Origin of the sequence: Burkholderia sp. CpTa8-5, from assembly GCF_017815045.1 — a bacterium.
In the GTDB taxonomy this organism is placed as follows: domain Bacteria; phylum Pseudomonadota; class Gammaproteobacteria; order Burkholderiales; family Burkholderiaceae; genus Burkholderia; species Burkholderia sola.
Genome location: NZ_JAGIQD010000011.1, coordinates 76,244 through 91,075 on the forward strand (window position 1 = coordinate 76,244; position 14,832 = coordinate 91,075).

General features: G+C 67.2%; 15 protein-coding genes and 2 tRNA genes. 11 read left to right on the plus strand and 6 right to left on the minus strand.

Features of this window, described 5'->3' with window-relative positions; translation table 11 throughout:
• Nucleotides 1-142: 142 nt before the first annotated feature.
• Nucleotides 143-219, plus strand: a tRNA-Arg gene (locus tag J8I35_RS18480).
• A 199-nt stretch (nucleotides 220-418) separates the two neighbouring features.
• On the opposite strand, the gene J8I35_RS18485 is transcribed toward J8I35_RS18480, so the two are convergent.
• The 4 genes from J8I35_RS18485 to J8I35_RS18500 all read right to left on the minus strand — a co-directional run bounded on the left by J8I35_RS18485 (nucleotide 419) and on the right by J8I35_RS18500 (nucleotide 4,826).
• Entirely contained in the window at nucleotides 419-2,785 is a 2,367-nt protein-coding gene (locus J8I35_RS18485) for a bifunctional (p)ppGpp synthetase/guanosine-3',5'-bis(diphosphate) 3'-pyrophosphohydrolase (RefSeq protein WP_006476619.1), read from the minus strand.
• A 63-nt stretch (nucleotides 2,786-2,848) separates the two neighbouring features.
• Nucleotides 2,849-3,052, minus strand: coding sequence for a DNA-directed RNA polymerase subunit omega (gene rpoZ, locus J8I35_RS18490; protein ID WP_006025620.1), 204 nt, complete (start codon nucleotides 3,050-3,052; stop codon nucleotides 2,849-2,851).
• A 58-nt stretch (nucleotides 3,053-3,110) separates the two neighbouring features.
• Nucleotides 3,111-3,794, minus strand: coding sequence for a guanylate kinase (gene gmk, locus J8I35_RS18495; protein WP_050011582.1), 684 nt, complete (start codon nucleotides 3,792-3,794; stop codon nucleotides 3,111-3,113).
• Nucleotides 3,795-3,902: 108 nt separating this feature from the next.
• The gene (locus J8I35_RS18500) at nucleotides 3,903-4,826 is read right to left on the minus strand and encodes a YicC/YloC family endoribonuclease (RefSeq protein ID WP_050011583.1); all 924 of its coding nucleotides are present in this window, start codon (nucleotides 4,824-4,826) and stop codon (nucleotides 3,903-3,905) included.
• Between the two features lie 172 nt (nucleotides 4,827-4,998).
• On the opposite strand from J8I35_RS18500, the gene rph reads away from it, so the two are divergent.
• The 9 genes from rph to J8I35_RS18545 all read left to right on the plus strand — a co-directional run bounded on the left by rph (nucleotide 4,999) and on the right by J8I35_RS18545 (nucleotide 11,473).
• On the plus strand, nucleotides 4,999-5,739 hold the full coding sequence (gene rph, locus J8I35_RS18505) for a ribonuclease PH (RefSeq protein WP_050011584.1): 741 nt from the start codon (nucleotides 4,999-5,001) through the stop codon (nucleotides 5,737-5,739).
• Nucleotides 5,732-6,358: an RdgB/HAM1 family non-canonical purine NTP pyrophosphatase gene (gene rdgB / locus J8I35_RS18510; protein WP_050011585.1), complete on the plus strand. Its 627-nt coding sequence runs from the start codon at nucleotides 5,732-5,734 to the stop codon at nucleotides 6,356-6,358. Before rph ends, rdgB begins: the two co-directional genes overlap by 8 nt.
• Nucleotides 6,355-7,569 carry a radical SAM family heme chaperone HemW gene (hemW, locus tag J8I35_RS18515; RefSeq protein WP_050011586.1) on the plus strand — a complete coding sequence of 405 codons (1,215 nt, stop codon included), beginning with the start codon at nucleotides 6,355-6,357 and terminating at the stop codon, nucleotides 7,567-7,569. Before rdgB ends, hemW begins: the two co-directional genes overlap by 4 nt.
• A gap of 44 nt (nucleotides 7,570-7,613) precedes the next feature.
• Nucleotides 7,614-7,701, plus strand: a tRNA-Ser gene (locus tag J8I35_RS18520).
• A gap of 141 nt (nucleotides 7,702-7,842) precedes the next feature.
• Nucleotides 7,843-8,238 carry a hypothetical protein gene (locus J8I35_RS18525; RefSeq protein ID WP_050011587.1) on the plus strand — a complete coding sequence of 132 codons (396 nt, stop codon included), beginning with the start codon at nucleotides 7,843-7,845 and terminating at the stop codon, nucleotides 8,236-8,238.
• A gap of 243 nt (nucleotides 8,239-8,481) precedes the next feature.
• Complete coding sequence (locus J8I35_RS18530) at nucleotides 8,482-8,775, plus strand: hypothetical protein (protein WP_050011588.1); 294 nt, start codon at nucleotides 8,482-8,484, stop codon at nucleotides 8,773-8,775.
• Between the two features lie 305 nt (nucleotides 8,776-9,080).
• The gene (locus J8I35_RS18535; RefSeq protein WP_050011589.1) at nucleotides 9,081-9,572 is read left to right on the plus strand and encodes an energy transducer TonB; all 492 of its coding nucleotides are present in this window, start codon (nucleotides 9,081-9,083) and stop codon (nucleotides 9,570-9,572) included.
• 306 nt (nucleotides 9,573-9,878) lie between these two features.
• Complete coding sequence (locus J8I35_RS18540; RefSeq protein WP_209926492.1) at nucleotides 9,879-11,189, plus strand: MFS transporter; 1,311 nt, start codon at nucleotides 9,879-9,881, stop codon at nucleotides 11,187-11,189.
• 104 nt (nucleotides 11,190-11,293) lie between these two features.
• Nucleotides 11,294-11,473 (plus strand): hypothetical protein, encoded by a 180-nt coding sequence (locus tag J8I35_RS18545; protein ID WP_006486620.1) that lies wholly within the window; start codon nucleotides 11,294-11,296, stop codon nucleotides 11,471-11,473.
• 19 nt (nucleotides 11,474-11,492) lie between these two features.
• Here J8I35_RS18545 and waaC read toward each other — a convergent pair whose 3' ends face one another.
• Nucleotides 11,493-12,491 carry a lipopolysaccharide heptosyltransferase I gene (gene waaC, locus J8I35_RS18550; protein ID WP_124595004.1) on the minus strand — a complete coding sequence of 333 codons (999 nt, stop codon included), beginning with the start codon at nucleotides 12,489-12,491 and terminating at the stop codon, nucleotides 11,493-11,495.
• Between the two features lie 192 nt (nucleotides 12,492-12,683).
• Between waaC and J8I35_RS18555 the strand changes: the two genes are divergently transcribed.
• Entirely contained in the window at nucleotides 12,684-14,240 is a 1,557-nt protein-coding gene (locus J8I35_RS18555; RefSeq protein WP_209926493.1) for a chloride channel protein, read from the plus strand.
• A gap of 114 nt (nucleotides 14,241-14,354) precedes the next feature.
• On the opposite strand, the gene J8I35_RS18560 is transcribed toward J8I35_RS18555, so the two are convergent.
• Nucleotides 14,355-14,756, minus strand: a complete 402-nt coding sequence (locus J8I35_RS18560; RefSeq protein WP_124556061.1) for a YXWGXW repeat-containing protein — start codon at nucleotides 14,754-14,756, stop codon at nucleotides 14,355-14,357.
• Nucleotides 14,757-14,832 lie beyond the last annotated feature (76 nt).

Genomic DNA, 14,832 nt, shown 5'->3' on the forward strand with positions numbered 1-14,832 from the left:
CGGCTGTAGCTCAGTTGGATAGAGTACTTGGCTACGAACCAAGGGGTCGTGGGTTCGAATCCTGCCAGCCGCGCCACTTTTTCGAGGGCCTTCCGAACCGAAGGCCCTTTCAGTTCGAAGCAGTAGAAGTTTGTTGTTGCGTGCGGCTGTAGCTCAGTTGGATAGAGTACTTGGCTACGAACCAAGGGGTCGTGGGTTCGAATCCTGCCAGCCGCGCCACCTTAAAAGGGCTTTCCTCCGGGAAAGCCCTTTTTCTTTTTGCGCCCGCCTCCCTCGTTCGCACCCTCACCCCGCACGCGCTCGGCAAAGCGCCGGCATCATCGCACGCGCTTTCGACAGCCCCAATGAAAACGGCGGCCATAAGCCGCCGTCCGTCGATCATCGAATCCGCCCGCGCCCACCGCCGCGCGCGTCAACGTCAGTAATCCTGCCGCTCGCGCTCGATACGCATGCCGCCGTCATGGCGTGCATGCGCGCCGTCGTCGGTCGAACGCTCGCGCATGATCCGCATCACGTCCGGATTGGTTCTCACGCGCCGCATCACGTTCGCGAGATGCACGCGGTCGCTGACCTGGATCACGAAGCGCAGCACCGTCGACTCGTGCGTCAGATCCTCGTCCATCGCGATATGAACGATGTTCGCGTCGGCCGACGTGATGTCCGCCGCGACGCGCGCGAAGATGCCCTTCGTGTTCTTCACGAGCGCCTTCACCGCGACATCGAACAGGCGGCCCGGCTGCGGCGCCCATTCGACGTCGATCCAGCGGCCTGGATCGCGGCGATGGATGCGCTGCGCGACACGGCAATCCGTCGTATGAATCGCCATGCCCAGACCGATGCCGATGTAACCCATGATCGCATCGCCCGGGATCGGGCGGCAGCATGCTGACAACTGCACGGACATCCCTTCGGTGCCGGTAATCACGACCGGCGGCGCATGATGCGCGGGATGCCGCTCGGACTTCGGCAGATCGTCGTCCGCGTCGCGGCCGCTCATCAACACTTCGATGCGCTTGGCCATCACCGCGGCGACGCGACGACCGAGGCCGATATCCGCGAAAATTTCCTGACGACTCTTGTTGCCCGTCCACTGCACGAGCTTCTCCCACACCTCCGGCTCGACGTCGGCCAGCGCGAGACCGTAGCCCTTCAGGCTCTGGTCGACGAGCCGCTCGCCCAGTTGCACGGACTCGTTCAGGCGCATCGTCTTCAGGTAGTGGCGGATCGCCGAGCGCGCCTTGCCGGTACGCACGAAGCCGAGCCACGCGGGGTTCGGCTTCGAATACGGCGCGGTGATCACCTCGACGATGTCGCCGCTTTTCAGCTCGGTGCGCAGCGGCAGCAGCTCGTTGTTGATCTTCACGGCCACGCACTGGTTGCCGAGATCGCTGTGGATCGAATACGCGAAATCGAGCGCCGTCGCGCCGCGCGGCAGCGCCATGATCTTCGACTTCGGCGTGAACACGTAGACCGCATCCGGGAACAGGTCGATTTTCACGTGCTCGAGGAATTCGCTCGAATCGCCCGCTTCGCTCTGGATGTCGAGCAGCGACTTCAGCCACTGGTGCGCGCGCTTCTGCACGTCGCTGAGATCGGCGCTGCCGTTCTTGTACAGCCAGTGCGCGGCGACCCCTGCCTCGGCGATCTCGTGCATCTTGCGCGTGCGTACCTGGAACTCGATCGGCGCGCCGAACGGGCCGACGAGCGTCGTGTGCAGCGACTGATAGCCGTTGATCTTCGGGATCGCGATGTAATCCTTGAACTTGCCGGGTACGGGCTTGTACAGCGCGTGCAGCGCGCCGATGCACGTGTAGCAGTCGAGCGGGCTGTCGACGACGACCCGAAAGCCGTACACGTCGAGCACCTGCGAGAACGACAGTTGCTTGTCGCGCATCTTGCGGTAGACGCTGTAGATGGTCTTCTCGCGGCCGGTGATCTCGGCGTCGATCTTCGCGTCGGCCATCGCGCGCTGCGCGGCCTCGAGGATCTTGCTGATCACTTCGCGGCGGTTGCCGCGCGCGGCCTTCACGGCCTTCTCGAGCGTCGCGTAGCGATGCGGGTTGAAGTTCGCGAAGCTCATGTCCTGCAGCTCGCGATACGTGTTGTTCAACCCGAGCCGGTGCGCGATCGGCGCGTAGATGTCGAGCGTTTCGCGCGCGACGCGGCGGCGCTTTTCCATCGGCACCGCGCCGAGCGTGCGCATGTTGTGCAGGCGGTCGGCGAGCTTGACGAGAATCACGCGCACGTCGCGCGCCATCGCGAGCAGCATCTTGCGGAAGTTTTCCGCCTGCGCTTCCTCGCGGCTGCGGAATTCCATCTTGTCGAGCTTCGACAGGCCGTCGACCAGTTCGGCGACCTTCGGGCCGAACCGCTCGGCCAGCTCGTTCTTGGTCACGCCCTGGTCTTCCATCACGTCGTGCAGCAACGCGGCCATCACGGCCTGTGCGTCGAGCTTCCAGCCGGCGCAGATTTCCGCAACGGCGACGGGATGGGTGATGTAGGGTTCGCCGCTCTGGCGATATTGACCGAGGTGGGCTTCGTCGCTGAAGTGGAACGCCGCCTTGACCTCTTTGATTTCGTCCGGAGCGAGATACTCGGCAAGCGCGGCCGTCAGTTTCGCGATCGAAACGACGCCGTGCTTGCGCGGTTGCTCCGGCGTGGCGGTCGGCCCGAACAGATGCCGGAAGGACTGTTCGAGGACCGCGTCGATGTACTGGCGCGCAGGCGACTGGGCCGTGGCTTCGGTAGTCGAATCCGCGGAGGCGGACGATGGGGTGGTGCTCATATTCGCCTCCAGGTCGAGTCGTTGCGCGCGTGGACTACATGGCTGGAACGGGCCGGATGCGCGTTACACCGGCACCTTCTTCAGCATCTCGACGCCGACCTGGCCGGCGGCGATTTCGCGCAGCGCGACGACGGTCGGCTTGTCGCGGCTTTCGATCTTCGGCGTATGGCCTTGCGCGAGCTGCCGCGCGCGATAGGTGGCGGCGAGCGCCAGTTCGAAGCGATTCGGGATTTGCTTCAGGCAGTCTTCGACGGTAATGCGAGCCATGTTGGTAATTCCTTCTGAATATAGTCCTTATTCTACCTTATGTCCCTCGTGCCCCGCGTCATTCCGCGTGGGGCAGATGGATGCCGAGCTCGATGAACAGCTCCGCGTGTCGCGCGTACTGCGAAGCAAAACGCAGGCGCGTCGCCGCGACGATGCATTCGAGTTCCGCGAGCGCGCGTTCGAAATTCTCGTTGATCACCACGTATTCCGCTTCCGACGCGTGCGCGATCTCGCTGCCGGCGGCCAGCAGGCGTCGCGTGATCACGTTCGGCTCGTCCTGGCCGCGCTTCTTCAGGCGTTCCTCGAGCGCGTCGAGCGACGGCGGCAGGATGAAGATGCCGACCGCGTTGCGGAACTGCTTCTTCACCTGCAACGCACCCTGCCAGTCGATTTCGAGCAGCACGTCGTGGCCGTTCTTCATCTGCTCTTCGATCCAGACGCGCGACGTGCCGTAGTAGTTGCCGTGCACTTCCGCGCTCTCGAGAAATTCGTGCGCCGCGTGACGCGCGCGGAAATCGTCGACGGTCGTGAAGTGGTAGTGCTGGCCGTCCTGCTCGCCCGGGCGCGGCTTGCGCGTCGTGTACGAGATCGACAGGCAGATGTCGCTGTCCTTCGACAGCAGCGCATTCACGAGCGTCGACTTGCCGGCGCCCGACGGCGCGACGACCATGAACAGGTTACCGGGATAGACGCCGCCGTGCAGCGAATGCGACGCGTGGCCGTCGCGGGTGGATTCGGTCATGACAGCCTCCGCCGGGCCTGGCCACATCCGCATGAATCGGCTTTCGAAGGATGGGGGGGCTGCGCCCCCCCAAGCGAACGTAGTGAGCGTGGGGGTCGTTTCATCTCTTTACTCCAGGTTTTGCACTTGCTCGCGCATCTGCTCGATCAGCAGCTTCAGCGCCATCGACGCGTCGGCCAATTCCTTCGCCGCCGCCTTCGAGCCGAGCGTGTTCGCTTCGCGATTCAGTTCCTGCATCATGAAATCGAGACGCTTGCCGACGCGGCCGCCCTTCTCGATCACGTGACGCGTTTCGTTCAGGTGCGCGGTGAGCCGCGACAGTTCTTCCGCGATGTCGATCCGGATCCCGTACATCGTCACTTCCTGACGGATGCGCTCCGCGGCTTCCTCGCGCGTGACGACCGTCGAGCCGCCTTCGGGCGCCGCGAGGCCGAGCGCTTCCTGCAGCCGCTCGACGATCTTCTGCTGGTGCTTCGCGATCAGCTCCGGTACGAGCGGCGTGATGCGCGCGACGATCGCCTCCATCTCGGTGACGTTCGACAGCAGCATCGTCGCCAGTTGCGCGCCTTCGCGCGAACGCACGACGACGAGCTCGCCGATCGCTTCCTTGCCGCAGGCGAGCACGGCGTCGCGGATCGCGTCGGCCGACACGCCGGCCTCGGCGAGCACGCCGGGCCAGCGCAGGATTTCACCCGCGCGCAGACGGCCGACGCCCGGGAACGAATCGAGCACCGCGCGTTCGAGATCGGCAAGCTGGCCGAGCGCCGACTGGTTCAGCGCGCCCGCGCCGATGCTTTGCTCGCCGCGCTGCAGGTTGATGCGCACGTCGACCTTGCCGCGCGACAGTTTGTTCATCAGCATTTCGCGCAGCGCGGGTTCGCACGCGCGCACGTCGTCCGGCATCCGGAAATTGAGATCGAGGAAGCGCGAGTTCACGGTGCGCAGTTCGACCGACACGCTGGTGCCGCCGTTGCCGGCGGCCGTCGTGAGTTCGCGCGTCGCGCTCGCGTAGCCCGTCATGCTGTAGATCATGGTTCGTCTCGCCGTCTGGTGCCCTCGCGGGCGGGAATACATCGAGGCGCCCGGCGCATCGGAAAGCGCGGGGCGGGAAGCGCGCATTATCCCATTTTTGCGGACCACCCCGCCGGGGACGCCCGCCGTTCGGCGCTAAAATCGGGGTTTCCTCTCCTTCCGCGATTTCCCCATGACGTCTTCCGTTTCCCGCCCGAGCGGCCGCCGCGCCGACGAACTGCGCAAGGTCGCCCTCACGCGCCACTACACGAAACACGCCGAAGGCTCCGTGCTGGTCGAATTCGGCGACACCAAGGTGCTGTGCACCGCCAGCGTCGCCGAGCGCGTGCCCGAGTTCCTGCGCGAGCGCGGGCAAGGCTGGCTGACCGCCGAATACGGGATGCTGCCGCGCGCGACCCACACGCGCAGCGACCGTGAAGCGGCGCGCGGCAAGCAGACGGGCCGCACGCAGGAAATTCAGCGCCTGATCGGCCGCGCGCTGCGCGCGGTGTTCGATCTCGAGGCGCTCGGCCCGCGCACGATCCACATCGACTGCGACGTGATCCAGGCCGACGGCGGCACGCGCACGGCCAGCATCACCGGCGCGTTCGTCGCCGCGCACGACGCCGTGTCGAAGCTGATCGCGGCCGGCAAGCTCACGCGCTCGCCGATCACCGACCACGTCGCCGCGATCTCGGTCGGCGTGTACGAAGGCGCCCCCGTGCTCGACCTCGACTACGCGGAAGATTCGCGCTGCGACACCGACATGAACGTCGTGATGACCGGCGCGGGCGGCTTCGTCGAAGTCCAGGGCACGGCCGAAGGCGTGCCGTTCTCGCGCGCCGAGATGAACGCGCTGCTCGACCTCGCGCAGGGCGGGATCGCCGAGCTCGTGCGGTTGCAGAAAGAGGTCCTGGGTGCGAGCCATGCCTGACGACCGCACCGTCGCGCCGCTGTCGCGCATCGTTCTCGCGTCGAACAACGCGGGCAAGCTGCGCGAATTCACCGCGCTGTTCTCGACGGTCGGCATCGAGATCGTCCCGCAGGGCGACCTCGCGGTGCCGGAGGCGGAAGAGCCGTTCGGTACGTTCATCGAGAACGCGCTGACCAAGGCGCGCCATGCGTCGCGGCTCACCGGACTGCCGGCGATCGCCGACGATTCCGGCCTGTGCGTGCGCGTGTTGCGCGGCGCGCCGGGCGTCTATTCGGCGCGCTATGCACAGCGCGCGGGCCGCGACAAGGGCGACGCGGCGAACAACGGGTATCTCGTCGAGCAGCTGCGCGGCGTCGCCGACCGGCGTGCGTACTACTGCTGCGTGCTCGCGCTCGTTCGCCATGCGGACGATCCGGAACCGCTATTCGCCGAAGGGCGCTGGGCCGGCGAGATCGTCGATACGCCGCGCGGCGAACACGGATTCGGCTACGACCCGTATTTCTACCTGCCGTCGCTCGGCGCGACGGCCGCCGAACTCGAGCCTGCAGTGAAGAACACGCACAGCCATCGCGCGCTGGCGCTGAAGGCGTTGCTCGCGCGGCTCGCGGAGGAAGCATGAGCCAGGCTTCGGACACCGGTGCGCGCGTCGTCGCGACCTTCACGTCGCCCGGCCAGGTGCGCCTCACGTCGCTGCCGCCGCTCGCGCTGTACGTGCATTTCCCGTGGTGCGTGCGCAAGTGCCCGTACTGCGATTTCAACTCGCATGAATGGAAAGGCGAACGGTTTCCGGAAGCCGACTATCTCGACGCGTTGCGCGCCGACCTCGAGCAGGCGCTGCCGCTCGTGTGGGGTCGGCAGGTGCATACCGTGTTCATCGGCGGCGGCACGCCGAGCCTGCTGTCGGCGGCCGGCCTCGACCGGATGCTGTCCGACGTGCGCGCGCTGCTGCCGCTCGACGCCGATGCCGAGATCACGCTCGAGGCGAACCCGGGGACCTTCGAAGCCGCGAAGTTCGCGCAGTTCCGCGCAAGCGGCGTGAACCGCCTGTCGGTCGGCATCCAGAGCTTCAACGAAGCGCACCTGAAGGCGCTCGGCCGGATTCACGACACCGCGCAGGCCCGCGCGGCCGTCGAGATCGCCGCGAAGAACTTCGACAACTTCAACCTCGACCTGATGTTCGCGCTGCCGAACCAGACGCTCGACGAATGCCGCACCGACATCGAGACCGCGCTGTCGTTCGCGCCGCCGCACCTGTCGCTGTATCACCTGACGCTCGAGCCGAATACGCTGTTCGCGAAGTTTCCGCCGGTCGTCCCCGACGACGACGCGTCGGCCGACATGCAGGAATGGATCCACGCGCGCACGGCCGACGCCGGCTACGGGCGCTACGAAGTATCCGCGTACGCGAAGCCGAATCATCAGTGCAAGCACAACCTGAACTACTGGCGCTTCGGCGACTATCTCGGGATCGGCGCGGGCGCGCACACGAAGCTGTCGTTCCCGAACCGGGTCCTGCGGCAAGCGCGCTACAAGCATCCGGCAACCTTCATCGAACAGGCGAAGGCCGGCACGGCCGTGCAGGAAGAGCGTGAAGTCGGCGCGCGCGACCTGCCGTTCGAATTCATGCTGAATACGCTGCGGCTCGTCGAGGGCTTTCCCGTGCACAGCTTCGTCGAACGGACGGGCCTGCCGATGAGCACGATCGAGCCGGCGTTGAAGGAAGCGGAACGGCGTGGGCTGATCACGCGCGATTTCACGCAAATCGCGCCGACGCCGCTCGGCCAGCGTTTTCTCAACGACCTGCAGGAATTGTTCCTGCGCGACGACTGAACGGATGAACGCGGCGGCATTTCGGTTACAATGCCGCCTCGTGTGGAAGCGTGGCCGAGCGGTTTAAGGCACTGGTCTTGAAAACCAGCGACGGGAAACTGTCCGTGAGTTCGAATCTCACCGCTTCCGCCAGGAAGTTCGCCGAACCCCGTCCATTCGCAGAATGACGGGGTTTTTGTTTGTCCGCACGCGTGCGCCCCGCACGTTCCGACGCATCGCGCCGGATGCCGTTACAATCCCGCGCTCCGATTCGCGAAACGGGAAATCCACGTCATGAAGCCCTTCCTCGTCTCGTCGCTCGTCGCCGTGCTGGCCGCCGTCAGCGCGCATGCGGCGGCCGACACCGCCTCCGGCAGCGACGCACAGGCGTCGTGCGCGATCGCGTACGTGACCGGCGTCGGCGGTTCGCCGCGCGGCCTGAGCGAGTATCTCGCGAGCCCGTCGCCATACAACTACCTGAAGGACAACGAGCTTCAGTGCAAGGTGGGCGACGACGGACGCACGTCGAACTGCACCGGCGTGACCTACCTGCGCAACGAACAGGTCAGCGTGTACGACGATTCCGACCCGGCGACGCTGACCGTCGTCGCGCGTGTGGAACTCGATCATGGCCAGAAGTATCCGGTGATCGTCGTCGTGCAGCGCAAGGACGCGCGCTGCAAGCAATGATGCGAAAAATACGATGATCCCCGTTTCCGTCGCCCGCTGATGGAATCGGCGCCGGATCGTCGACGCGTCGAAGCGACAGGGTGCGAGCGTCCCGGACGCCTGCCGTCGCACACCGCCTGACGCCTCCCGGCCCGCCCCGTCATCGCCTAGAATTCGTTCAACACGGCGACACGAACGCCGCCGCGTATTCGATGTATTCGATGCCGCACGCGCCACCCCTGCGCGCGGCACACGGAGATCGCCATGACCGACCTGTCGACCGCGACGGACCACGTCGATTACGAAGGCTTCGAGATCCATGTCGTGCCGGCCGCGATGCCCGGCAGCGACACGCGCTATACCTACACCGGCTACGTGTGCCATCCGGGCGTGAATCCCGCGCTGCCCGGCCACGCGGTGCCGTTCCACGCGGATGGCGAAGAAAGCTTCGCGAGCGTCGACGAGGCGACCCACGAAGCCGTGCACATCGGCAAGAGCATCATCGACGGCACGCACCCCGACCTGTCGGTCCTGTCGCTCGTGACGCACGGCTTCTGACGCGGCCGGAACGCATCGCCGACGATTCCCCGGAAGGCTGCCGAGGTGGCCGCATCGGCTGACCGCGCCGCGCGGCCGGACGATTGCAGCGTGCCGCGACTTTCAACCTTCCAGCACGCGTCCGCTGCGGACGCCGCCACATGTCGCGTCACATCGCGGTGCACGACGCGCGTGGCTCGACGGGGCGTCCGGCCGGTATCATCTGCGAGCGCAACGACCGGTCCCGTGCGCTATGCGTTTCCCCCCATATCGCCTCGCGTCGGTACGCCTATCATTTTTTTATCGTCCCTCCCGGCCATCACGTCATGCGCCCCCTTCCCCGTCCGTGCGTCGCCCGGCTGCGTGTTGCCGCGCTGGCCGTCGTCGCCCTGCTCGCCGCGTGCACGATCACGCCGCCTTCGTCGTTACGCTCGGTCGTGACGATTCCGTCGGTCATACGCAGCGGCAATCTCGACCAGTATCGCGTCGAGGTCGCGCACCGCGTCGCCGAACGCAATCCGTCCGGCATGCTGCACGGCACACCGCAGGCCATGCTGCGTTCGCTCGTCGTCGTGGCCTTCACCGTCGATGGCAACGGCCGCGTGATCAACGCATCCGTCTATCGCAGCAACGGCGACAGCGAGGCGGAAGCGCTCGCGCTCGCGTCGCTGCGCCGCTCGGCACCGCTGCCGGCGCCGCCGTCGCGGCTGCTCGACGGCAACGGTCGGCTCGAACTGATGGAAGGCTGGCTCTTCAACGACGACGGCCACTTCCAGCTGCAAAGCACCGCGTCCGCGCAGGCGCAATCGATCGACTGACGCGCCGCCGCGGCCCGATTGCCGGGGGGCGGCAGCGCTGGCTATAATTTTCCGCACTCGCGCGGCCATCACGCCGCGCGCGCGTTCGCGCGCCCCACCCGGCAAGCGAGCCGACCACGCCGGCACCGGGCGGCGGCGACGTATCCGTCTCCATCGTCGACCGGCGGGTGACGTCCGCGCCACGGCGCGCGTCCACGCCGCCACCGCGTCATCCGCATCAATCATTTGCCCGGCTGCGCCCGGCAGGCAGTCGCCTGCCCCAGCGCACGCCCAGCCGGCTGCCCCAACGACAAAACGGAGACATCCATGTCCGCATCCCCCGCAACCGTTGCACACGCAACCGGTTCGGCCGGCGCCGTCAGCCACCGGCGCATCGTGTTCGCGAGCTTCATCGGCACCGCGATCGAGTTCTACGATTTCTACGTGTACGCGACGGCCGCCGCGCTCGTCATCGGCCCCGTATTCTTCCCGCACGGCTCCGCGACGGCGCAAGCGCTGTCCGCGTTCGTCACGTTCGGGATCGCGTTCATCGCGCGTCCGATCGGCTCGTTCCTGTTCGGGCACTTCGGCGACCGCATCGGCCGCAAGTCGACACTCGTCGCATCGCTGCTCGTGATGGGCGTGTCCACTACCGCGATCGGCTTCGTGCCCGGCTACGACGCGATCGGCGCGCTCGCGCCGGTGCTGCTGTGCGTGCTGCGCTTCGGCCAGGGAATCGGCCTCGGCGGCGAATGGGGCGGCGCTGCGCTGCTCGCGACCGAGCACGCGCCGCAAGGCAAGCGCGGCTGGTTCGGGATGTTCCCGCAACTGGGGCCGTCGGTCGGCTTCCTGATGTCGAACGGGCTGTTCTTCGCGCTCGCGCTGTCGCTGTCCGACGCGCAGTTCCGCAGTTGGGGCTGGCGCATCCCGTTCCTCGTCAGCGCGGTGCTCGTCGCGCTCGGCCTGTACGTGCGGCTCAAGATCACCGAAACGCCCGCGTTCCAGGCAGCGCTCGACCGCAACGAGCGCGTGCGCGTGCCGGTCGCGACGCTCGTCACGCTGCACTGGCGGCCGACGCTGCTCGGCGCGCTCGCGATGGTCGTCTGTTACACGCTGTTCTACATCTCGACGGTGTTCTCGCTGTCGTACGGCGTGTCGGCGCTGCATATTCCGCGCCAGAGCTTCCTCGGCCTGCTGTGTTTCGCGGTGGTCTTCATGGGCGTCGCGACGCCGCTGTCCGCATGGGCGTCGGACCGCTTCGGCCGCAAGCCGGTGCTGGTCGTCGGCGCGATCGCCGCGCTGCTGTCGGGGTTCGCGATGGAACCGCTGCTCGGCAGCGGCTCGATGCCGCTCGTCGCGCTGTTCCTGACGATCGAGCTGTTCCTGATGGGCGTGACGTTCGCACCGATGGGCGCGCTGCTGCCCGAATTGTTCCCGACCAACGTCCGCTACACGGGCGCGGGCGTCGCGTACAACCTCGGCGGAATCCTCGGCGCGTCGATCGCGCCGTATATCGCGCAACTGCTGGTTGCGCGCGGCGGGCTGTCGTGGGTCGGCGGCTATGTGTCGGTGGCGGCGGCGATCAGCCTGATCGGCGTGCTGCTGATGCGCGAGACGCGCGACGCGTCGCTCGTCTGACCCTTCGGGGCGACCCGGGTTGTACGACGGCGGGCGCTGCCTATACTCGATCCTGGGCGCGTCGTTGCGCGCCCGGAGATCCCGCCCCGACAGGAGCCGCCGCCATGAATATCCGCCTTGCCAATGCCGATCTCGTGCTGATCCTTGCGCTCGCGCTCGGTGGCGCGCTGCTGCTCGCGCTGCGGTTTCGGCCGAAAACCTGGCGCGGCCTCGTGTTCGAGGCGCTGCTGGCGAATCTGGCGGCCATCGCCGCCGTCGTCACGGTCGAAGCGCTGCTCGCCTGACCGCGGCCGCCGCGCCGCGTCAGGCGGACAGCCGCGCGCGCACCGTGCCGTAGGCGGGGCAGACCGTATCGATCGCCTCCAGCGCCTCGTCGACGGTCGGCATCGCGCCCGGCTCGCCGATCGACAGCGCATTCGGCACGCCGCCGATCCCGCAATGGTGGCGCGACGTCGCGACGAAAATCATCACGGTGGGCCGCTGCAGTGCGTGCGCCATGTGCACGAACCCGGTATCGACGCCCACCACGAGCGCGGCCCGACCCAGCGCCGCGCCGAGCTCACGCACCGTCATCGCCGGTAACACGATCGCGCCCGGCGCCCGCGCGGCGATATCCCGTGCATCGTCGTGCTCGGCCGCCGATCCCCACGGCACCAGCACGCGCACGCCGCGCGCCATCATCTGCGTCGCAAGGGCGGCCCAGTGTCCGGGCGGCCACTTCTTGTCGGGATTGGACGTCGCATGGAACAGCAGCATGAACGGCCCGCCGTCGGTCACGGCGGCGGGCAGGCTCGCATCCTGCGGCGCGACGATGCCGTGCGTGGCAGGCCCTTCCGGCACGTAGCCCAGCGCTTCGCCGGCACTCACCCGCATCCCGTGCCATGCGTCGCAGTCCGGCCGCGGACCGAAACGGTGCGAATACGCGAAGCGCGCGCCCGTTTCGCCGAGATCCTGCGTCTGGTAGCCGAAGCGACGCGCGCCACGCGCCAGCGACGAAATGATCGCGCTCTTGTACACGCCGTGCAGATCGATGATCGCGTCGTAGCGGTGCGCACGCAGCGCGCCGATCGATGCCGAGATCGCCTTCAGGTCGCCTGCGTTGCGCATTTTTTTGAAGCGGCGCAGCGGCGCGCACAGAACGGCGCTCACGCCCGGATGCCAGCGTACGACCTCCGCGCACGATTCGTCGACGGCCCAGTCGACCGTCACGCCGGGGAACGCGCGATGCAGGTCGGCGACGACAGGCAGCGTCTGGACGACGTCGCCGAGCGACGTCACTTTCACGATAAGGATTCGTTTCACGATTTGCGGGAATTCTCGACTGGCCATCTTGGCATGCTAACGACGGTTGCTATGTCCAGACATTACGCGAACATTACATTTGCAACAAATTGCATCTCTTTTGTGAATTTTTGTCGTCCTGCGCGGCGCGTCGTCGGCCCCGCTGGCATCGGTTCCTTTTTATAATCCACTCTTTGCCCTCCGGCCGAGCCCATGCCGCGCCCCGTCCTTCCCGCGCTGTTTCCCGCCCTTACCCGCCGCTCGCTGCGAATCTGGCGCCAGTATGGTGTTTTCTGGCTCGGCGCGATCGTCGTCGGCCTCGCGGCCGTCCTGTATGCCCGATTGATCGACTGGGGCTACGAGACTTTCCGCGCGATGCGCGATCACGCCGTCTGGCTGCCGCTGCTGCTGACGCCGGCGATCGCCGCGTTGTCGGCATGGATCACGCGCCGCTTTTTCCGCGGCGCCGAGGGCAGCGGCATCCCGCAGGTGATCGCGACGCTGCATGCGCGCCCGAGCGCATTCGGCGCCCGGCTGCTGACGCTGCGCATCCTGTTCGGCAAGGTGCTGATCTCGTTCCTCGGCATCCTCGGCGGCTTCACGATCGGCCGCGAAGGGCCGACCGTGCAAGTCGGTGCGGCGCTGATGTTCAACCTGCGGCGCTTCTACCCGCGCTCGAACGCGCAGATCGAACGCCAGCTCGTGCTGGCCGGCGCGGCGGCCGGGCTGTCGGCCGCATTCAATACGCCGCTCGCAGGCATCGTGTTCGCGATCGAGGAACTGACCCGCAGCTTCTCCGCGCGCGCCAGCGGCGTACTGATTACCGCGATCATCCTCGCCGGCGTCGTCGCGCTCGGGCTGAACGGCAACTACACGTATTTCGGCACGATCAACGCCGGGCTCCATTTCCCGAAGCTGCTGGCGGTCGCGGTGCTGGTCACCGCGATCGTGACGGGCATCGCGGGCGGCCTGTTCTGCTGGTTGCTGCTGAACACGGGGCGCTGGCTGCCCGCGCGACTGCTGGGCCTGTATCGCGAGCGGCCGGTCGCGTTCGCCGCGCTGTGCGGCTTCACGATCGCCGTCGTCGGGCTCGTGTCCGGCGGCACGACGTTCGGCAGCGGCTATGCGGAGGCGCGCGGCCTGCTCGATGGCAGTCAGCAGCTGTCGGTGTTCTATCCGCTCCTGAAGATGGTGTCGATGGTCGCGTCGTACCTGCCGGGCATCCCGGGCGGGATCTTCGCGCCGTCGCTGTCGATCGGCGCCGGCTTCGGCAACGTGCTGCATGCCGTGTTCAGCAACATGAGCCTGCCGATGCTGATCGCGCTCGCAATGGTCGGCTACCTGGCCGCCGTCACGCAGTCGCCGATCACGTCGTTCGTGATCGTGATGGAAATGATCAACGGTCATGCGCTCGTGATTTCGCTGATGGCGACTGCACTGGTATCGAGCCGGGTATCGCGCTTTTTTGCGCCGCCGCTGTACGAAACGCTCGCGCAGCGCTATCTCGCGCCGCCCGTCGCGGCCGCCGCGCCGGCCGCGGCAACCACTGCGGCCGCGGCCGGCAACATGACCGACGTGACCGAACCGCGGGATGCAACCGCGGCCCCCGCCGATCCGCTCGACACGCTGCGCGACGAAGGCGGCGACGAGCCGGCCGCTGCGGCGCCGGGCGACAGCGCCGCGGACACGGCGGCGCCGCACGATGCCGGGCCGGCTGCAACCGATGCAAACGGCCCGACGCAACAGCACGGCCCGCGCGACGCTCAGTAGATCACGACGGGCGCCGGCCGGTAGTAGACCGGCCGCGCCGGCACGACGATGCACCCGGCCAGCGTGATCGCGACGAGCGCGATGGCGATTGCGGTTCTTTTCATCGCGCCTGCCTCAAGCCCAGTGGCCGCGCGTCCAGAACCAGTTCGGACCGCGCTGGTCCCAATGCCCGGGCACCCACTGCATGCCGACGCGCTCGGCCTCCCAGTGGCCGCCGATCCACACGTAGCGGCCATGGTCCCAGTGCCAGTGCCCGCGGTCCCACACGTAGCCGACGCGCGTGGCCGGTACGACCTCGTAGCGCACGGGCGGCGGCGCATTCGGCGCGACGACGACGATTTCCTCAGTGCGCACGGCGACCGGCTCCGCGATGACCATGCGCCCCTGCGGCGCGATCACGGGCGTGCCGACGAGAATCTCGTCCGCGTGCACGGCGAACGGTGCGACGACGGCTGACAGGCCCGCGGCGAACAGCGCGAGCGAAACGATACGACGTGAAACGGTAGAGACAGCCATCACAACCTCCTGGTTGAACAACACACGTGAGCGTATTCGTTCAATGCGGGAGGGGCGATGACGGCCGACAGGCGTC